Origin of the sequence: Burkholderia sp. BCC0397 (genome assembly GCF_902832865.1) — a bacterium.
In the GTDB taxonomy this organism is placed as follows: Bacteria; Pseudomonadota; Gammaproteobacteria; order Burkholderiales; family Burkholderiaceae; genus Burkholderia.
In genome coordinates this window covers 234,112-251,419 of the sequence record NZ_CADFDL010000010.1, presented here as the reverse complement: position 1 = coordinate 251,419, position 17,308 = coordinate 234,112, and the positions used below count along the sequence as shown (strand labels likewise).

At 65.6% G+C, this 17,308-nt stretch carries 20 protein-coding genes and 1 pseudogene; 14 read left to right on the top strand and 7 right to left on the bottom strand.

Features of this window, described 5'->3' with window-relative positions:
- Positions 1–239: 239 nt before the first annotated feature.
- Complete coding sequence (locus HWX03_RS27050; RefSeq protein ID WP_175873339.1) at positions 240–848, bottom strand: class I SAM-dependent methyltransferase; 609 nt, start codon at positions 846–848, stop codon at positions 240–242.
- Positions 849–1,020: 172 nt separating this feature from the next.
- On the opposite strand from HWX03_RS27050, the gene HWX03_RS37270 reads away from it, so the two are divergent.
- Together HWX03_RS37270 and HWX03_RS27045 are read left to right on the top strand one after the other, a co-directional pair.
- Complete coding sequence (locus tag HWX03_RS37270) at positions 1,021–1,152, top strand: hypothetical protein (RefSeq protein ID WP_279612248.1); 132 nt, start codon at positions 1,021–1,023, stop codon at positions 1,150–1,152.
- Between the two features lie 350 nt (positions 1,153–1,502).
- Positions 1,503–1,727: pseudogene (locus tag HWX03_RS27045) on the top strand (GNAT family N-acetyltransferase); the annotation flags it as partial.
- A gap of 94 nt (positions 1,728–1,821) precedes the next feature.
- Here HWX03_RS27045 and HWX03_RS27040 read toward each other — a convergent pair.
- Positions 1,822–2,286, bottom strand: a complete 465-nt coding sequence (locus HWX03_RS27040) for a hypothetical protein (RefSeq protein ID WP_175873338.1) — start codon at positions 2,284–2,286, stop codon at positions 1,822–1,824.
- A 295-nt stretch (positions 2,287–2,581) separates the two neighbouring features.
- Between HWX03_RS27040 and HWX03_RS27035 the strand changes: the two genes are divergently transcribed.
- Positions 2,582–2,977: a hypothetical protein gene (locus HWX03_RS27035; RefSeq protein WP_175873337.1), complete on the top strand. Its 396-nt coding sequence runs from the start codon at positions 2,582–2,584 to the stop codon at positions 2,975–2,977.
- A 679-nt stretch (positions 2,978–3,656) separates the two neighbouring features.
- Here HWX03_RS27035 and HWX03_RS27030 read toward each other — a convergent pair.
- Positions 3,657–4,400, bottom strand: a complete 744-nt coding sequence (locus HWX03_RS27030) for a DUF695 domain-containing protein (RefSeq protein WP_174433353.1) — start codon at positions 4,398–4,400, stop codon at positions 3,657–3,659.
- A gap of 183 nt (positions 4,401–4,583) precedes the next feature.
- Between HWX03_RS27030 and HWX03_RS27025 the strand changes: the two genes are divergently transcribed.
- From HWX03_RS27025 to HWX03_RS27010, 5 genes are all read left to right on the top strand, one after another.
- Positions 4,584–4,892 carry a phosphatidylserine/phosphatidylglycerophosphate/cardiolipin synthase gene (locus HWX03_RS27025; protein ID WP_174391163.1) on the top strand — a complete coding sequence of 103 codons (309 nt, stop codon included), beginning with the start codon at positions 4,584–4,586 and terminating at the stop codon, positions 4,890–4,892.
- Between the two features lie 46 nt (positions 4,893–4,938).
- Positions 4,939–5,178, top strand: a complete 240-nt coding sequence (locus HWX03_RS37365; RefSeq protein WP_347879537.1) for a hypothetical protein — start codon at positions 4,939–4,941, stop codon at positions 5,176–5,178.
- 103 nt (positions 5,179–5,281) lie between these two features.
- The gene (locus HWX03_RS27020; protein WP_175873336.1) at positions 5,282–5,821 is read left to right on the top strand and encodes an aspartyl-tRNA synthetase; all 540 of its coding nucleotides are present in this window, start codon (positions 5,282–5,284) and stop codon (positions 5,819–5,821) included.
- A 164-nt stretch (positions 5,822–5,985) separates the two neighbouring features.
- The gene (locus HWX03_RS27015; protein WP_175819896.1) at positions 5,986–6,459 is read left to right on the top strand and encodes a VOC family protein; all 474 of its coding nucleotides are present in this window, start codon (positions 5,986–5,988) and stop codon (positions 6,457–6,459) included.
- Positions 6,460–6,933: 474 nt separating this feature from the next.
- Positions 6,934–7,161, top strand: a complete 228-nt coding sequence (locus HWX03_RS27010) for a hypothetical protein (protein WP_175873335.1) — start codon at positions 6,934–6,936, stop codon at positions 7,159–7,161.
- A 150-nt stretch (positions 7,162–7,311) separates the two neighbouring features.
- On the opposite strand, the gene HWX03_RS27005 is transcribed toward HWX03_RS27010, so the two are convergent.
- Both HWX03_RS27005 and HWX03_RS27000 read right to left on the bottom strand, forming a co-directional pair.
- Positions 7,312–7,935 (bottom strand): phospholipase D family protein, encoded by a 624-nt coding sequence (locus HWX03_RS27005; RefSeq protein WP_175873334.1) that lies wholly within the window; start codon positions 7,933–7,935, stop codon positions 7,312–7,314.
- 325 nt (positions 7,936–8,260) lie between these two features.
- Positions 8,261–8,749, bottom strand: a complete 489-nt coding sequence (locus HWX03_RS27000; RefSeq protein WP_175873333.1) for a helix-turn-helix domain-containing protein — start codon at positions 8,747–8,749, stop codon at positions 8,261–8,263.
- Positions 8,750–8,936: 187 nt separating this feature from the next.
- On the opposite strand from HWX03_RS27000, the gene HWX03_RS26995 reads away from it, so the two are divergent.
- Positions 8,937–9,374 carry a PaaI family thioesterase gene (locus HWX03_RS26995; RefSeq protein ID WP_006484216.1) on the top strand — a complete coding sequence of 146 codons (438 nt, stop codon included), beginning with the start codon at positions 8,937–8,939 and terminating at the stop codon, positions 9,372–9,374.
- A gap of 148 nt (positions 9,375–9,522) precedes the next feature.
- Positions 9,523–10,575: an NADP(H)-dependent aldo-keto reductase gene (locus tag HWX03_RS26990; protein WP_174391157.1), complete on the top strand. Its 1,053-nt coding sequence runs from the start codon at positions 9,523–9,525 to the stop codon at positions 10,573–10,575.
- An 87-nt stretch (positions 10,576–10,662) separates the two neighbouring features.
- Here HWX03_RS26990 and HWX03_RS26985 read toward each other — a convergent pair whose 3' ends face one another.
- Complete coding sequence (locus HWX03_RS26985; protein WP_175873332.1) at positions 10,663–11,949, bottom strand: MFS transporter; 1,287 nt, start codon at positions 11,947–11,949, stop codon at positions 10,663–10,665.
- A gap of 34 nt (positions 11,950–11,983) precedes the next feature.
- Positions 11,984–13,405, bottom strand: coding sequence for a M20 family metallopeptidase (locus HWX03_RS26980; RefSeq protein ID WP_175873331.1), 1,422 nt, complete (start codon positions 13,403–13,405; stop codon positions 11,984–11,986).
- A 163-nt stretch (positions 13,406–13,568) separates the two neighbouring features.
- Here HWX03_RS26980 and HWX03_RS26975 point away from each other — a divergent pair, with 163 nt between their 5' ends.
- The 4 genes from HWX03_RS26975 to HWX03_RS26960 all read left to right on the top strand — a co-directional run bounded on the left by HWX03_RS26975 (position 13,569) and on the right by HWX03_RS26960 (position 17,296).
- A complete protein-coding gene (locus HWX03_RS26975) occupies positions 13,569–14,522 on the top strand; it encodes a LysR substrate-binding domain-containing protein (protein WP_175873330.1) in 954 nt (317 codons plus the stop codon).
- 64 nt (positions 14,523–14,586) lie between these two features.
- A complete protein-coding gene (gene mnmH, locus HWX03_RS26970) occupies positions 14,587–15,717 on the top strand; it encodes a tRNA 2-selenouridine(34) synthase MnmH (RefSeq protein ID WP_175873329.1) in 1,131 nt (376 codons plus the stop codon).
- Positions 15,714–16,772 (top strand): permease, encoded by a 1,059-nt coding sequence (locus HWX03_RS26965; protein ID WP_175873328.1) that lies wholly within the window; start codon positions 15,714–15,716, stop codon positions 16,770–16,772. Before mnmH ends, HWX03_RS26965 begins: the two co-directional genes overlap by 4 nt.
- Positions 16,773–16,873: 101 nt before the next feature.
- Positions 16,874–17,296, top strand: coding sequence for a hypothetical protein (locus HWX03_RS26960; RefSeq protein ID WP_069621435.1), 423 nt, complete (start codon positions 16,874–16,876; stop codon positions 17,294–17,296).
- Positions 17,297–17,308: the final 12 nt, after the last annotated feature.

Below are 17,308 nucleotides of genomic sequence, written 5' to 3'. Positions count from 1 at the left end.
CCAGTTTGCTATCCTGTTCGGCGAGCGATTTATGCAGGCGCGTGGATAACGTGCTGTTCAACCGCCTCGCCCACAAAAATGCGGACAGGTTCGCCGCCCGAGAACGCGACCCTGATAGAACTTCCTGAGGGGACTTTGTGTCAATCGGCTGCCTTGCTTCGCAAGGCAGCGACGGAATGTAGACGTTCGAGGAGCCGACAGGGGCATGAGTTGCTTCCCCTGTCTCGCTGCAACTGCCGTTAAAAGACTGGCGAGAGGTCGGTCGATACGCGCTGGCAGAAATCAAAATATTGCTTTTCGAATTCTGCGCCTCGACCGTTCTTTCGAATGATGACTTGGTAACCAAGATGCACCAGTTCATACCTGCCGTGTATCACTGACAAAAAGCCGTCGACTGCATCCTTCGGCACCAAAGTCCTGTCCAACCCTTGGTGTTCCCAGAGGTAGTCATCAAAGATCATGAGGCCGTCGACCTTTAGTTTGTTCCATGTCAATACGGCGTCCTGGAGGACGTTAAATCCCATGTGCAACCCGTCTATATAGACGAGATCGAATGGTCCGGGAATTAGCGGGAGCATGTCCTCGCTTTTCCCACGGTGCATCACGACCCTGTCTTTCCAAGGTGAGACGCTGTCCATGAAGCGTTCGTAGATCGGACCGACCCAAGGGTCAACACAGTGAAGGATTGACGAGTCACTAGTAAGCACGTTCTCGAGAAGCCAGCAACTCGAGCGACCTTCGAACGATCCGATTTCAAGGAACCGAAGGTTCTCGGCTCCTTTGAAAGGGGCAAGCGCTTCGTTCCACGATGGGATGGAGTTCGAAAACCAATCTCTAGTGAAAGCCATATATTGTCCTGTCGATGAGTTCGCTCGATCACAATCGGCCGGAGTGTAGCATTCGATTGATCCGTCGCACCGAATCCAGGACCCGCCCCGGTCGTCGAGTAGCCACGCCACCGAGGGCCACCTCTCATACGCATAGCCGCCATCTGGGCGGCTTTTTCATTTCGGGGACTCGATGAAGAACGGTCTCGCGGTGAGCGTTGCCAAGGCGGCGCCGGCTGTGGGAAGCAATTTTTGGTTGTGGCTGACCGGCCACGACATCAACTGGTGGGTAGCCGTCGCCACGATCGCGTACATCGGGCAGTAGGCGTACTACCTGATCAAGAACAAAGGGAAGAGGGCATTGCTCGATGGCTAACGTATTCGCCCCCACATGGCGAGCCTCGGCCAAGTACGTCGTCGAGCCATCGTATCCGGAGGCGTACCAAAAAGACGATGGCGAATGGGTGCTCGGTCCATGCGTTTGGCAAAGGATTGGGGCTTGTCGACCGAGAAACGCTGTGCGTCGCCGGGATCTGGTAAACGCTGCGTCGTCCAGACGGCACCGACGTTCATGCGATCGCGATGCTTACCGTCAACGCCGACGGCCACCCTATGCACAAGAGAATCTAATGCCATAGTGATGAATTCGACGGTTACGAAATCATCGTCGAGTCCGTGCATCCTTCGCATCACGGCAGCGGTACGGGCAAGCGCATGATCGAAGCCGTTCGCGCATGGGCCCGGTCGATCGGCGTGGACAAGGTCCATTTGCAGGTGCTCGAGGGCAACGTGCGTGCGATCGGGTTCTACGAACACAACGGCTGGCAATTGGCCGGCGTCGAAACGAGCCGCATCGGCCAGACGGAAGTCACCGACCGGATTTACGCGATCCAGGCTTGAACGCTTGCCGGCATCGGCGCGAGCGGCGGCACGCGAGTGCAACTGCGTCTGGCTGCTATGGAAGCGCCAGGTGAAAGCCCAGCGGACTTTGCCATCACACGCCGCAATACCGCACAAGCAAATCGGCTTCAGTCTCGTGGATTTCGACGGGCAGGATCGTCGCGCCGGCATAGGCGAGATAGCGTGCGCGATGCTGGCCGTTACGGAACGATGCGACGCCGATTTTCGACAGGCCGGGAATGCCGAGCAACGTTCGCGTTCTCGTCTCGCGAAACGTGATGAACGGCATGTCCGGAATCCGGTCCTGGTTCGGATCGAGGAATTCGCGAATGCCCGCGGCCTTTCCAGGTGCCCAGTACTGAACCGACGGCAGCACATAGTCGGTGGTGTCGCGGTCGGCGCAGGCCAGCAGTTTCTTCAGGTCGATCGTCACGACCCGATGTCGAGAGTCGTCGGACGAGAATACCCGCTTGAGGTGCGTGTAGGCATAGGGAGCGTGCCCGGGAAGCTGGACGATCCAGACATCTACGCCGCTTTGTCGTGCGTGAGCGAGCGTCATTATTTCCTCTGGTGGCGCAAGCGGTCTTTGTGATTCGAGTTTAGCAGCGCGGACGGCTGCACTGCAGGTCGATACCAAAAATAGGAAAACGGAGCGACTTACGGGCTCAACCGGCAAAAAGAATGGGAACGGTCATGCGTTGACGGTCCGTATCGACAGGCCGCGAGAATATCGCAATACTCGCCTGCGAGAACGAAACCCTGCGCGAAATTCACGCAAGATTCACACGGTGTCGAGAAGCACGTCAGGCGCCGGGCATCATGAAAATTGAGAGGGCATATTGAGCGGAGAAGCCATGTCGTCGAAACTCGAGATCGAATATCTCGATTACCGTTTCACCGCAACGCTTGAAATCACCGAGTCCGGTCGTGCCGCCGTTATCGACAGGCAGCTCGAATCCGAGGTGCGAAGCAAGACGCTCGGGTGGATCGTATTCGATCGTTTTCTGGAGCGAAACGATTTCGCCGATGAAGAGGACGCGCGCGCCAATATCGTCGACTGGCTGGAGCGGCTTGCCGATCCGAAGCCCGTCGCATCGACCGGGATTGTGAAAGCGAGCGCGGTGGCAACCGGCGCGGTGGCGGCAGATTCGTCGACAGCCGAAATCGTCGGCGACGCCGCTATTGAAATCGTCGGCAATCTCGACTGGATCGATATGCTTGCCGACTGGTTTTCCAGTGGCTCGTTGTAGCGACGAACTCGTATTTTTGTGACGCAGATCATTGCGTGCGAGAAATTCCGCGCGAAAAAATGATGCGGAAATTGCATCGCGCGAAAAAAATAGAATAATCCTGCTTTGACAATATCCGCGACTTACCGGAAACTGCGCCGGGGTCTGAAAAATCGACTTGAATTAAAACAAAATAAAACGCTGGAATGAAAAGACGAACGCTGTCGCCGGCTCCCCGTCAGCGAGGCCGGCAAGCAATGCGTCACGCTCGAATCATGACGGCCACCGGCACGCGAGCATGCCGGTGGCCGTCACATTGTTACTAAAGGGTGAGTTGCCGCACAGACCGTCGCGCGACCCGCGATCACAATTTGACCGGTTGACCGTTCTTCCCCGGCCCGGTCAACTATTTCCCCGCTCGCTCGTGCAGGAGCGGGGGCTTTTTGCCCCCCGACGCCGGAAGGTTGCGTCGGCGGAACCGGACAGGCGTTCGGCGGGCGGCGCGACGGCACTCGTTCGCACCCCGACATCCGTTCGCCTAATCCGCAAGAATCGCTTTCCTCGTGCCTGAGCGAACCCTCAGGCCCATCGCCGGTTTTTCCGGCGATGCCTTGATCCCGGCGGCGCGCAACAACGCGCTGCCGGGATGTTTTTTGCGTCAGATAGCGTCACATCACACGCCACGGGCATGGCGCTCCGCTCAGCCAGCCTGTTCGACGCTGGTTTCCCATCCGTCGTAGTTCCCGCCGAGTGCGCGCACCTCGCGATTGAGCGCGAGCGTATGGCGCGTGATGTCGGCGAGCGTCATCGTGCCTTCGTGTGAAAACCGCACCGCCGACTTGCCGTCTTCGGTCGGCGCGACCGATTCGACCGGATAGCCTTTCGCTTCGGCCCAGTCCGCAAACTGGTGCGCGTCGCTCGGGTCGGGGAAGTACGCCCAGTGCATCACGCGCCGGCTCACGTCAGGGACGTCGCCTTGCTGCCGCAGCGCCTCCAGCGTGCGCATATCGCGCATGATCTGCCAGTCGTCGTCGGTCGGGTAGAGCGTCTGCCAGTATGTCGTCTTGTCCGGATCGTCCTGATGGGCGTACTGCAGCGCATAGGTCGTCTGGTCGGCCAGCGAGTCGACGATCTCCGCGGCCGCCTCTTCGTCGAACGGCACGTAGAAAAGAAAATCCCGGTTGCCGTCGACGGTGATGCGACCGACCTGCACGCCGTCTTTCGCGGTGATCGCGGCGTCGAGCAGATCTTCGATCTTCGCGAGATCGGCGAATTCGTCGCCGGTTGGCAGACCTTCGGGCGACGGATGCGCAAAGGGAACGCGCACGCTGAGCAGCGACGTGCGCGGATCGCTTTCGGCGATTTCCGCAAAGCCGTGGTTGAAGCTGATGAAAGCCTGATGGTCGCCCATTCTGGCAGGGAAGGTTCCCCAGGCGTCGCTCATGTGTTTCTCCCGTACACGATTGTCTGTTGACGGTTGCAAAGCGTCCCAATGTATCATCGAAAATCGCGTTGGCCGGAGCCGCGCACCTGATCGCGGGCCGTGCGCGCTGCGCAGGCGAGGTCCGGGCTGTTCGCCGCTCGCCGCATGCATGCGGCAGGCCGTAAAAATTCAAAGGAGATGCCGATGTCGACGTTCGCGGTGAATGGTGTCCGAATCGATCCGCTCAGCGCGCGCGTGACGCACGTGCGCTGGGCGGCCGTGAACCCGGCCGATCGCTCGTGGGCGGCGGCGCCCCGTGAGGCCCCGGTGGCGGACGTGGCGCGCGCGCTCGCGTCCGGTAACGACGTCCGTGCGATCTTCTCGGCATCGGACACCACCGCAATCGGGCCCAGGCTGAAACGCGTGTTGTATCGCGATGCGTCGGAGGGCATCGAGCTCGACATCGATGCAACGAGCGAGTCGCGCACGTTGCGCGACCTGCCGCAGATCTGACTGCGAGCCGTTACCCAAACCGAATCGCGCGAACGCGCCCACTACCATGCCTAGATCCGCCATCGTCCCGCCGGCATTCGCGCTCTGTCTGGCGCTTGCCGCCTGTCAGACCTCCGGGCCAGCGCCCGTGCAACCGTCGCCCGAGACTGCGTCGGCGCCTGTTCCTGCATCGTCGCCGCCTGCCGCGCCGATTCGCGGCATGGGCGTCGCGCCTCGTCTGGCAGCGCAGAGCCATTGGGCCATCGGTCAATGCACGACCAACGGTACCGTCAAGGTCTGCAATTGACCGACGTCGGCTCAATGGCGCGTGATTCGCGCCACCGGGATCGGAATTCCGACATGCCGCCCTCGTCGATGGACCGGCGGCCGTCGACACGAGCCGGCGTGCAATGAACGACGAACGCGAAACGACGGATTCCGGCTGGCACGTCGATCCCGTCGCGGGAACGGTCACCGGTTCGTTGCCGGTGACGCTGGCGGTCGACGGCCGAAGCCTGAAAAGCAGGGCGGTCGTGTGTGCGGGGCTGGCCGCGGCGAGCCTGTGCGGTTATGTGGCCGCTCCGACGCTCTGGCCGGTGGCGGGGCTGGCCGCGTTGCTGGGGCTGTCCAGTGCCGCGTTGTTCGTCTCGTCGCGGCGCAAGATGTCGCTGCAGATCGACGAGACGGGCTTCCGGCTGATCGGCTCCGCGCGGGAAAAACCGGTCACGCCGTGGCGTGACGTCACGGAATTCCGGATCGTCCGCGTCGCCGGTAATCATTACATCGGCTACCAGTTCTCCGTAGATTCGTCGCGCACGAGGGTGCCGGGTGGCGTGATGCTGCCGATCGCCCGGTTTGCCGATCTTCCGCTCGACGCGGTGGCCGAGTTGCTGGAGGCCTGCCGCCGTCAGTTCGGCCTGCCGGACGAACCGGCCGACCGAACGGGCTGACGAGGCCAGGTGGGGCGCCCTGTGCACCCAGTGGCTCAACCAAACAAAAAAATCCCGTGTGTCGTGTCGATTTCCGCGGGAGTCGTCCGTCGTAGCATCGGAGGCGTGCGCATCGCGCGTCCGTCCCGATTTTCGATACGACAACCGACTGAAGGAGCGACACCATGGCCACGTCCGTCAAGCCGATCCCGGAAGGGATGCGCACGCTGACCCCGCATCTGATCTGCGCGGGCGCAACCGCAGCCATCGACTTCTACCAGCGCGCATTCAATGCGACCGAACAGTTTCGCCTCGCGATGCCCGACGGCCGGCTCGCGCATGCGTGCCTCGCGATCGGCGATTCGACGCTGATGCTGGTGGATGAAATGCCCGAGCACGGTGCGCTGGGCCCGAAGGCGCTGAAAGGCACGCCCGTCTGCCTGCACCTGTACGTGCCGGATACCGACGCGGCGATCGCGAAGGCGGTCGCGGCCGGCGCGACGGTCACGATTCCGGCCGCCGATATGTTCTGGGGCGATCGTTACGGGCAGGTCGAGGATCCGTTCGGGCATCGCTGGTCGCTGGCGACGCATCAGCGCGACCTGACACCCGAGCAGATCGCGGAGGCCATGGCCAGCGCGCCGCCCTGCGGGAGCTGAACCGACGCCGGCGCCCGACCGCGGCCGAGCGGCTGCGCGGCGGCTTGATCCGCCGCGCCGGCCCGGCTCGTCCGCGGTTATGCGCCGGCCGTTTTGCCGCGCTGCTTGTGTTCGACCGATCTGGCGATCGGCCGATGCGAGCAGGTCGGCGACGGTACGATGGCGTGCGTGCCCGACCGAGCTGCCTCGTCGGACGGTTTCGGTACGATTTGCGTGCGCCTTGTTTTTTGTCCCGGCCGTCAGGCCGGTCATGGATCGTCGAACAGGATTGCGCATCGTTCGATGCATCGCCACGCTGCAAGTCCTGCAGCGGCGGTGATCGGGTTCGTGAAGGGCGGTGAAGATGCAGTAAGAAGCGGGCGTCATCGACCCGTGTTTCGTCCCGATGCGGAATCGGACGGGCGATACCTCAAGGTGCGCGGCGCCATGCCGTAAACAGGACGAGTCCAATCGTTCATCGCATCCCATCGCACCATGGTTCGAATTCTGTACGCGGGCTATCTCGCGTTTGCGCTGTATCTCCTTTACCCGCTGGTTCAGAACACGCTGATGTTCAGCACCGATTGCGTGAGCAGCGTGCTGCCGATGGGCGACCACGGCTTGTCGGCGAATTCGGCAAGCGGTGCGGACGGGCACGTGAACCGCTGTGTGTCGAGCGCGCATGCCGGCGCAGCGACCGGCCGCGCGCCTGAAATCCATTGAACGCGGCGGCATCGCGCATGGCGGCCGCTTCGCGAGCCGGCATGCTGGCCATTCGGCCGAATTGAACATCGCGCCGTGCTCGCCGATCATCTGCCACACCGCGGCAAAAATGCGAGCGGTCGAGCGCCGGGCGAAAGCGCGTGTCGCGCGTCAGTAGCTGGAGCGGTACGGCGTGCCCTGGTCGAAGCGGCTTTGCCAGTGCGTGAGGTAGCGCGACGCGAGTTGCGGATTGTTCCAGACCACGACGACGTTCTCGGAATTGCGGCTGGCCGCCGACGCACTGTAGTTGAACGAACCGGTTTCGACGTGCTCGGCGTCGATCACGAGGTACTTGTCGTGGTGGATCGCATAGGCGTCGATCGTGCGCGTCGGGATGCCCGCGTTGACGAGCAGGTTCAGTGCCTGCTTGCTGCTCTTCGCGCGGTTGCCCTTGTCGTCGACGACTACCGCGACATTCACGCCGCGGCGCTTGGCGGCAAGCAGCGCGCGCGCGACGGGCGGCGACGTGAACGAGTAGGCGGCGACCCGGATCGAGCTGCGCGCCGCTCCGATCGCTTTTAGCACGAGCGCCTCGGCGCCGCCGTCGGGCGAGAATGCCGATTCGACGACCTGGGTCGCGGGTGCTTCGTGAGTGGGAGCCGGCAGCCATCGCGACACGAGATCGATCGCTTGCTGGAGCAGCGATTCGCTTTGCGTCTTGCCGAAGGCGGCGAAGGGTGTGGCGAGGAGGGAAGCGGCGAGACAGGCGGCAGCGAGGCGATTGCGCGACGACATCTTGGACAGCGAATAATTTCGAGACAGCGGGCCGTGAGTGTAACGCACGCATGGCGGCCCGGTCACGTGCGGATGCGAAGCGATGGTCGGCAGAGGTGTTGGGGGGTGACGCAAAGTTGCGTTGTGCAGCTTCGTGTGTTCAATCGGGACGATCAACGGATAGCGGATAGGGCCGGCGATGGCATGCGATTGCGTTTACCGTTGCAGGGCACTCGCGTGCGAGCAATGCGTGCGCCCGGTCGGCTGGACCCAGACTCAACGCGGCCAGTGGCCCAAGCGGACGTCTAGCGGGCGCGTCAGACAGACATCCGCGCGCAGCGCATCGTCAATCCCTGGCTGCAGACGCCCCGGCCTCGTCGGGCGTGATCCAGCCGGGCCCGGGCTCGGGCTGCACATCGCGCGCGTCGAGCGGTTCGCCGCAGGCCGAGCATACGGTCACCGCGTGCATCAACTGACCGCAGGCTCGATGGCGCAATTGCACCGGCGGCCCCTGGCCGTCGTCCTTCCAGCGATCGCCCCACGCCGTCAGCGCGAGCAGGGTCGGGTAGAGGTCGAGGCCCTTTTCGGTCAGCCGGTATTCGAAGCGCGGCGGGCGTTCCTGATACGCGCGCTTGACGAGCACGCCTTCGTCGACGAGCCGCGCAAGCCGTTCGGCCAGCACGTGGCGCGTCAGGCCAAGCTGGGCCTGGAACGCATCGAAGCGGCGGCAGCCGAGGAAGGCGTTGCGGAGGATCAGCATGGTCCAGCGGTCGCCGAGCACGGCGAGCGTGCGCGCGACCGAACAGTTCAGCGTGCCGATGTCATCCCATTTCATCGTCGAGTCTCTTGCCTCTTGTGGCGGTCGTGCGGCGGTTCAGCGAAATAGCGAGTTCGATTATAGAACCCGCCTTCGGTTGCAACGGGCGTAGCCGCGTTGACAACGACCGGCATCGTTGACAATAATGAGTTCCAATTTAGAACTTACTCGCGCGGCGACGCGCTTTCAACCCGGAGACAACCCGATGAATCCGCTTTCCCTGTCTGGCCTCGATCTGCTGCGTGCCGCCGTGTCGGGCGACGCGCCCCTTGCGTCGATTTCCGAGACGATCCCGATGCGTCCGCTCGACGTCGAGCTCGGTTACGTGAAGTTTTCGGCGCGGGCGGACGGCCGGCACCTGAACCCGCTGGGCGGCGTGCACGGCGGGTTCGCCGCGACGGTGCTCGATTCGGTCACCGGGTGCGCGGTGCATTCGATGCTCGATGCGGGCGTCGGTTACGGCACCGTCGATCTGCACGTGAAGATGCTGCGGCCCGTGCCGCGCGACGTCGACCTGATCGCGGAAGGGCGCGTGATTCACCTGTCGCGTTCGCTGGGCGTCGCGGAGGGCACGCTGAAGACGCCGGACGACAAGATCGTCGCGCATGCGTCGGCGACCTGCTTCATCCAGCGCCCGCAGTGACGGAGGGCGGCAACACCGTCGTCCGAGCGGGCGCGTGAACGCGCGGGGCAGCGCCGAAGGCCGCTTGTAAGCGTGCGCGGCACCCGTCTGAAGCAGTCGCCTTCAATGTGATAGCGTTCCTGCTTTCCACCGACGCGACAGGAACAGCATGGAATACCGCACACTCGGCGATTCGGGCATCGAGGTCAGCCTGATCGGTCTCGGCACGATGACGTGGGGCGAGCAGAATTCGGAGCGCGACGCGCACGAGCAGATCGACTACGCGCTCGGGCAGGGCGTGACGCTGATCGATGCCGCGGAAATGTATCCGGTGCCGCCGAAGCCCGACACGCAGGGCCGCACCGAGCAATACATCGGCACCTGGATCGCGCAGCATCGCGCGCAGCGCGACCGCATCGTGCTCGCGACGAAGATCGCCGGGCCGGCGCGGCAGCCGCACAATCCGCGCCATATTCGTGGCGAGGGCAACCAGTTCGACCGCAAGAACCTGACCGAAGCGCTCGACGGCAGCCTCAAGCGCCTGCAGACCGACTACGTCGATCTCTATCAGTTGCATTGGCCCGATCGCAGCACGACCACGTTCGGCCGGCCCGCGTATCCGTGGGTCGACGACGCGTACACGGTGCCGATCGAGGAAACGCTCGGCGTGCTCGCGGAATTCGTGAAGGCCGGCAAGGTGCGCGCGATCGGCGTGTCGAACGAAACGCCGTGGGGTGTCGCGCAGTTCCTGCGCGCGGCCGAGCGGCTCGGGCTGCCGCGCATCGCGAGCATCCAGAATCCGTACAGCCTGCTGAACCGCACGTTCGAAAACGGGCTGTCGGAATTCACGCATCGCGACGGCGTCGGCCTGCTCGCGTATTCGCCGCTCGCGTTCGGCTGGCTGTCCGGCAAGTACGAGAACGGCGCGCGTCCGGCCGGTGCGCGCATCACGCTGTTCGAGCGCTTCCAGCGCTACAGCAAGCCGCAGGCCGTCGAGGCGACGTCGCGTTACGTCGCGCTCGCGCAGCGTCACGGGCTGTCGCCCGCGCAACTGGCGCTCGCGTTCGTCAACAGCCGCCCGTTCGTGCGCAGCAACCTGGTCGGCGCGACGTCGCTCGAGCAGTTGAAGGAGAACATCGGCAGCATCGACGTGACGCTGTCCGACGAGATCCTCGCCGAAATCGACGCATTGCACGAACGGCAGCCGAATCCGGCGCCGTAAACGGCGCGCGGCCCGTGCGGCGGCGCTGCCGCGACGGGCCGAGTCGGGCGGTTTCGGCGGCGCACCGCTGCGCCGTCGTTTCTCGGGTCAGCGCATCTTCAGCCGCGTGCGCGCGACGAATAGCGCGGCGAGGCTCAGCAGCGCACACCCCATCAGATAGAGCGCCGGCGACAGCCGGTTGCCGGTCGTGCTGATCAGCCAGGTGATGACGAACGGCGCGAAGCCGCCGAACAGCGTGACGCCGGTGTTGTAGCTGACCGCGAGCCCGGTGGCACGCGTCTGCGACGGGAACAGTTCGGCCATCAGCGCCGGCAGCGCACCGCAATACATCGCCTTCAGCGCGCCGATCCAGACCAGTGCAGCGAGCATCGTCGCGAACGACGCATGGCGCGTGAGCCATGCGAACGTCGGCCACACGGTCACGAGCATCAGCACGGCCGCGACCGCCATCATGCGGATCCGCCCGGTGCTGTCGGACAGATGACCGACGACCGGCGTGACGAGCGTCAGCACGAAGCCGGTCGCGAGCGTCGCCGCGAAGCCCGTCGATGCCGGCAGCCCGAGCTGCTTGATCGCGTAGGTCGGCATGTACAGGATCATGTAGTTGATCGCGGTCGAGATCACGAGCGCGCCGACCGACAACAGCAGCCGCAGCTTCTGGTCCGCGAACAGCTCGCGCACCGGCGCTTCGGAGCGCGCCTGCGTCTTGAACTCGACGCCTTCGTCGACGTAGCGGCGGATGTACAGCCCGACCGGGCCGATCGCGAGGCCGAACAGGAACGGCACGCGCCAGCCCCAGCTTTCGAGTTGCGCGGAAGTCAGCGTGGCCGTCAGCAGCGCGCCGAAACCCGACGCGAGCAACGTCGCGAGGCCCTGGCTCGCGAACTGCCAGCTCGACATGAAACCGCGCCGCTGCGGCGCGTGCTCGACGAGGAACGCGGTCGAGCTCGCGAATTCGCCGCCCGCGGAAAAGCCCTGCATCAGCCGCGACAGCATGATGCCGAGCGGCGCGAGCATGCCGATCGATGCGTAGGTCGGCATCAGCGCGATCAGCAGCGTGCCGGCCATCATCATCGCGATCGACAGCAGCAGCGACGCCTTGCGGCCCGCGCGGTCCGCGTACGCGCCGAGCACGAAGCCGCCGATCGGCCGGATCAGGTAGGACAGCCCGAACGTGCCGAGCGTCAGCATCAGCGACGTCGCTTCGCTCGTGGCGGGGAAGAACAGCTTGGCGATCGTCACCGCGAAGAAGCCGTAGACGATCAGGTCGAACCATTCGAGCGCGTTGCCGATCGACGCCGCGAAGATGATGCGGCGGATCTTCGCGGCGCTGGGGCGCGCGGCGTCCTGCGAGGTCAGGGTGGTCGTATTCATCGTGTGTGCAGTCCCGTGAAAGGGGCGAAGCGCGTTACAGGGCGGCGCCGGCCGCGGTGGATGCCGCGCGGCGAACGGGCGGCGCGGCGTCGCCGAGATCCCAGAAGAGGCCGGCCATCATCTGCAGCCCTTCGCTGACGACGCTCGCGAGCAGGTGCTCGTCGGGCGCGTGCTGCGAGCACGCCGGGTACGAGTGCGGCACCCACAGCGTCGGCAGCCCGAGCGTGTCGGCGAACACCTCGTTCGGCAGCGTGCCGCCGAGATTCGGCAGGATCGCGGGCTTCTTGCCGGTGGTGCGCGCGAGCGACGCGACGGCCCAGCGGACCCACGGATCGTCCGGCGGCACGCGCGTTGCCGGTGCGCCGCGTTCGACGTCGATCTCGATGTCGGCGAAGCCGTGCGCATCGAGGTGCGTGCGCAAGTGCGCATGCAGCGCTTCCCAGTCGGTGCCGACGACGAAGCGCAACTGGCAGTGCGCATATGCGGCGGGCGGGATCGCGTTGACGGGATGCTCCGGATTGCCGGCCTTGAACGCGAGGATCTCGAACGTGTTCCAGCCGAACACGCGCTCGGCGGCGGACAGGCCGGGCTCGCCCCAGTCGGCGTCGAGCGCCGGATCGCCGGGGCCGCCGCCGACGGAAAGATCGGCAAGCGCGTCGCGCACGGCGGCCGGGATCGGCGGCGGGCGCAGCCCCGCGACGCGAATCGCGCCGCGCGCGTCGACGAGGCTCGCGAGCGCATGCGCGAGCACGATCGCCGGATTGCGCAGCAGCCCGCCCCAGTTGCCGGAGTGATGTGCGCCGTCGCGGGCGCGCAGGCTCAGCTTGAAGTTGACCGAGCCGCGCGAGCCGAGGAATACCGTCGGGCGCGCGGCGGCGATGCGCGGGCCGTCGGAGGCGATCAGCACGTCGGCCGCGAGCGCGTCGCGCTCCTGGCGGCACAGCGCGTCGAGGCCCGGCGACCCGGTTTCCTCGCCCATCTCGATCAGCAGCTTCGCGTTGAAGCCGAGCCGGCCGCCGCGCGCATCGAGCACGCTCGCCAGCGCGGCGAGGTTGATCGTGTGCTGGCCCTTGTTGTCGGCGCTGCCGCGGCCGTACCAGCGGTCGCCGTCGGCCGTCAGCGTCCACGGCGACAGCGGCGCGCGCCACTGCGCGTCGTAGCCGCGCACGACGTCGCCGTGGCCATAGATCAGCACGGTCGGCAGCGCGTCGTCTTCGTGGCGCGACGCGAGCAGGAACGGGCCGCCGCCGTCGACGGGGTTGTCGACGATCCGCGACGTGAAACCGAGGCGCGCGGCCTCGGGCGCGATCTCGTCGGTCAGATAGGCGCGCAGCGCGGCGTCGCTGCCGCTTTCCTGGCTTTCGGTGCGCAGGCCGACGCGGCGGCTCAGGGTCGTGAAGAACGCACCGGATTCGAACTGGTTCAGTGCGTGCTGGATGGCGGCGGTACGGCTCAAATCGGGTCTCCTCGGTCGGGTTCGCTGTGCGCGGGCCGCGCACGCAACGTGAAGTGCGATCGATTCTAGAAAGCCGGTTTTTTTGTCACAATGATCGAATTTCGAACCTTTCTTTGCCGAAAAGGCAAAGCAGCGCGACCGGATGCGGCGCGGAGACAGAACGATGGCGGCTTTCCTGCATGGCCTGGCGTTGCGGTATTTCGTCGAGGTGGCGCGTACCGGCTCGATCAGCGACGCTTCCGCGCGGCTGCACGTGGCGGTGTCCGCGATCAGCCGCCAGATCGCGAAGCTGGAGAGCGAGCTCGGCGCGCCGCTGTTCGAGCGGCGGCCGCGCGGGATGGCGCTGTCGGAGGCGGGAGAGCGGCTGCTGGCGTTCGCGCAGCGCAGCCTGCTGGAGGCCGAGCACGTGATGAAGGACATCGGCGGGCTCGACGCGCTGCACGGCAGCCTGCTGAAGATCGCGTGCTCGGAAGGGTTCGCGATCGATTTCCTGCCCGGCGTGCTCGCAGGCTTCAAGGCGCGCCACCCGGGCGTCGATTTCATCGTGTGGGTCGTATCGCCGGCGGACGCGACCCGGCGCGTGCGCGACGGCGATGCGGACATCGCATTGACCTTCAGCCTCGCGCCGGAGAAGGGCGTGCGCGTCGATCACACCGAGCGCGCGCCGGTCTTTGCGCTGGTCCGGCACGATCATCCGCTCGCGACGCGCGACGCGGTGTCGCTCGCCGATGTCGCGCGGCACGCGCACGTGCTGCCCGAGGCCGGCACGACGGTGCGCCAGCTGATCGACATCGCGTGCGCGCTCGACGGGCTGCTGCTCGAGCCCGAGCTGACGAGCAACAACACCGCGGCGATGTACGGCTACGCGCGGCGCACGGGCGCGGTGATGTTCACGGGCCTGTTGTCGGTGCGCGACCGCGCCGATGCGGATGGCTTCGTCGTCGTGCCCGTGACGAACCCGCAACTGCGCGAACGCAGCATCCAGGTGCAGACGATGGCGGGACGCGATTTGCCCGCGTCGGTGCGCGCATTCCGCGACCACCTGATCGACGCGATGCAGGCCGTCTCGCCGCCGCCGACTGCCGCGCGAGGCCCGGGACGCCGGCCCGTGAGATAATCGTCAATCCGCCTTCCTTGCCCATGCGGCTCCTCGAGCCGCATCGCCCCTGTTCGACGCCAAATTGAAGAACCTGATTGTCACCCTCGATCGCGCCGGCGAGTTCGACGAGATCATCGACGTGCGCACGCCGCTCGAGTTCGCCGAGGACCATATTCCCGGCGCGCTGAACGCGCCCGTGCTCAGCAACGAAGAGCGCGTGCTCGTCGGCACGATGTACCGACAGGTGTCGCCGTACGAGGCGACGCGCGTCGGCGCGGCGATCGTCGCGCGCAACATCGCGCGCCATCTCGACACGACGTTCGCCGACCGGCCGCGCAACTGGCGGCCGCTGATCTACTGCTGGCGCGGCGGCAAGCGTTCGGGCTCGATGACGACCTGGTTCAACCTGATCGGCTGGAAGGCGCGCCAGCTTGACGGCGGCTACAAGGCATACCGCCGGTTGGTGTGCGCGACGCTCGACTCGCTTCCGACGCGCTTTCGCTACATCGCGCTCGTCGGACATACGGGCTGCGGCAAGACGCGCCTGCTGAACGCGCTGCGCGACGTGGGCGCGCAGACGCTCGACCTCGAAGCGCTCGCATGCCATCGGGGCTCGCTGCTCGGCGCGCTGCCGGGCAAGCCGCAGCCGACGCAAAAGGGGTTCGATTCGGGACTCGTCGAGACGCTTGGGCGTTTCGACCCCGAATGGCCGGTGTTCGTCGAGTCGGAAAGTCGCAGGATCGGGCTCGTGCAGTTGCCGATCGCGCTGATCGAAGCGTTTCACGCGGGGCCGTGGGTGCAGGTCGAAGCGGCCCACGACGAGCGGATCGCGTTCCTGCTCGACGATTACGCGCACCTGTTCGACGAACCGGATGCGTTCAAGGCGCAGCTTCATCGGCTGATCGGCCTGCACAGCCGCGAAGAGGTGACGCGCTGGAAGGGACTGATCGATGCCGGCGCGCGGGCCGATCTGTTCACCGAACTGATCGACAAGCATTACGATCCCGCCTACGCGCGCACTTACCGCGCGACGTACGACAAGCCGAACCGGGCGCTGACGTTCACGTTCCGGCCCAACGCGGCCGACGTGCGCGATCAGGCGCGCATGCTGCTGGCCGAACTCGCGCAAGCCGGGTTGCCCGCATCGGCCGCGCTTGCTGCCGGCGCGACATCCGCAACCGACCAAGACCAATCGACGACCACCACACGATGACGACCACACGCACCCAACCCACTCCAGCTCTCGGCTGGATGACCTTCCTGCTGATCGCGGTCGCGGGCCTCTTCTATGTGAAATGGTTCCCGTACTACAACAAGGCGTTCGTTGCCGCCGAGCACCATTCGATCGGCCAGTCGATCCTGATGGGCACGTCCGCGGCCGCGCCCGAGCCGTCGCTGAAGGCGGCGCTCGATTACGCATGGGCCTACGGCAAGGCTATCTGGCAGGCGATGGTGCTCGGCCTGCTGCTCGGCTCGGCCGTGCAGGCGCTGCTGCCCGCGCACTGGGTGGCGCGCGTGCTCGGCCGCACGGGATTCGGCAGCGTCGCCGCGGGCGGGCTGCTGTCGCTGCCCGGCATGATGTGCACGTGCTGCGCGGCGCCGGTCGTGGCGGGCTTGCGTGCGCGCCATGCGTCGCCCGGCGGCGCGGTCGCGTTCTGGCTCGGCAATACGGTGCTGAACCCGGCGGCGCTGGTGTTCATGGGCTTCGTGCTCGGCTGGCACTGGAGCGCGCTGCGCCTCGTGCTCGGCATCGCGATGGTGTTCGGGATCGGCTATCTGCTGAACCGCATCGCGCGTCCCGAAGACCGCAGCATCGACGATGCGCAGCTTGCCGCGCTGGCGGCCGAGCAGGCCGCGGCCGGCAACCCGTTCGTCCGCTGGATGAAACTGCTCGCGCGCATGGCCGTGCGGCTCGTGCCCGAATACATCGTGCTCGTGCTGCTGCTCGGCGCCGCGCGCGCATGGCTGTTCCCGCATATCGGCCCGGACATCGGCAATCATCTCGGCTGGATCGTCGCGTTCGCGGTGGCGGGCATGCTGTTCGTGATCCCGACGGCCGGCGAGGTGCCGATCATCCAGGCGATGCTGTCGCTCGGCATGGGCGTCGGTCCGGCCGCCGCGCTGCTGATGACGCTGCCGCCGATCAGCGTGCCGTCGCTCGCGATGCTCGCGCGTTCGTTCAAGCCTTACATGCTGGCGATCGTCGCGACGCTCGTCGTCGTGTTCGGGATCGCGAGCGGCTTGCTCGCGATCGCGTTCGGGTTCTGACGCACGCAAACGGCGCGCCCGTCGCGCGCCGTCGTCGTATTCATCCGGCGCCGCCGCTTCACGTGTGCGGCGCCCTTTACCAGAAGCAAACAGGAAAACGCATGACCCAACCGAAGATCCATCCTCGACTCGAAAAGGCGCTGACGCGCGGCGATCTCGCGATCCGCCAGGCCAATTCCGCGCGGGCGACTGCCGTGCTGCACGCACTCGGCACGATGATCATCGAGGCCTCCGCAACGATCGGTGTCGAGGCCAGCATCGACATTCCGCAAGGCGATCGCATTTACGATCCCGTCAACGGTCTGTGGCCGCAGAAGATGCTGGTGTCGTTCGACGGCCCGGTGGACGAAGCCGACAAGGAAGAGTTGCGCACGGTCTATCTGGTGGCCGACGATCCGGGCACGCAGTTCCGCGTCGAATGGCATCGCGCGGACGGCAAGCTCGGTCGCCAGGAAGGCGGCCCGCTCGCGACCGTCGCGTTCCTGACCGACGTCGAAATTCCGTGGAGCGACGACGACGAGTAACGTCGTCGCATG

Bases quoted from the DNA above. Each gene is read 5' to 3' on its own strand.
- HWX03_RS26960 (WP_069621435.1), top strand. From the start codon at position 16,874: ATGACCCAACCGAAGATCCATCCTCGACTCGAAAAGGCGCTGACGCGC.
- HWX03_RS27030 (WP_174433353.1), bottom strand. From the start codon at position 4,400: ATGAGCGACGCCTGGGGAACCTTCCCTGCCAGAATGGGCGACCATCAG.
- HWX03_RS27040 (WP_175873338.1), bottom strand. From the start codon at position 2,286: ATGACGCTCGCTCACGCACGACAAAGCGGCGTAGATGTCTGGATCGTC.
- HWX03_RS37365 (WP_347879537.1), top strand. From the start codon at position 4,939: ATGCCTAGATCCGCCATCGTCCCGCCGGCATTCGCGCTCTGTCTGGCG.
- HWX03_RS27050 (WP_175873339.1), bottom strand. From the start codon at position 848: ATGGCTTTCACTAGAGATTGGTTTTCGAACTCCATCCCATCGTGGAAC.
- HWX03_RS27010 (WP_175873335.1), top strand. From the start codon at position 6,934: ATGGTTCGAATTCTGTACGCGGGCTATCTCGCGTTTGCGCTGTATCTC.
- HWX03_RS27015 (WP_175819896.1), top strand. From the start codon at position 5,986: ATGGCCACGTCCGTCAAGCCGATCCCGGAAGGGATGCGCACGCTGACC.
- HWX03_RS27035 (WP_175873337.1), top strand. From the start codon at position 2,582: ATGTCGTCGAAACTCGAGATCGAATATCTCGATTACCGTTTCACCGCA.
- HWX03_RS26990 (WP_174391157.1), top strand. From the start codon at position 9,523: ATGGAATACCGCACACTCGGCGATTCGGGCATCGAGGTCAGCCTGATC.
- HWX03_RS26965 (WP_175873328.1), top strand. From the start codon at position 15,714: ATGACGACCACACGCACCCAACCCACTCCAGCTCTCGGCTGGATGACC.
- HWX03_RS27000 (WP_175873333.1), bottom strand. From the start codon at position 8,749: ATGAAATGGGATGACATCGGCACGCTGAACTGTTCGGTCGCGCGCACG.
- HWX03_RS27025 (WP_174391163.1), top strand. From the start codon at position 4,584: ATGTCGACGTTCGCGGTGAATGGTGTCCGAATCGATCCGCTCAGCGCG.
- HWX03_RS26975 (WP_175873330.1), top strand. From the start codon at position 13,569: ATGGCGGCTTTCCTGCATGGCCTGGCGTTGCGGTATTTCGTCGAGGTG.
- HWX03_RS27005 (WP_175873334.1), bottom strand. From the start codon at position 7,935: ATGTCGTCGCGCAATCGCCTCGCTGCCGCCTGTCTCGCCGCTTCCCTC.
- HWX03_RS26985 (WP_175873332.1), bottom strand. From the start codon at position 11,949: ATGAATACGACCACCCTGACCTCGCAGGACGCCGCGCGCCCCAGCGCC.
- HWX03_RS26995 (WP_006484216.1), top strand. From the start codon at position 8,937: ATGAATCCGCTTTCCCTGTCTGGCCTCGATCTGCTGCGTGCCGCCGTG.
- HWX03_RS27020 (WP_175873336.1), top strand. From the start codon at position 5,282: ATGAACGACGAACGCGAAACGACGGATTCCGGCTGGCACGTCGATCCC.
- HWX03_RS37270 (WP_279612248.1), top strand. From the start codon at position 1,021: ATGAAGAACGGTCTCGCGGTGAGCGTTGCCAAGGCGGCGCCGGCTGTG.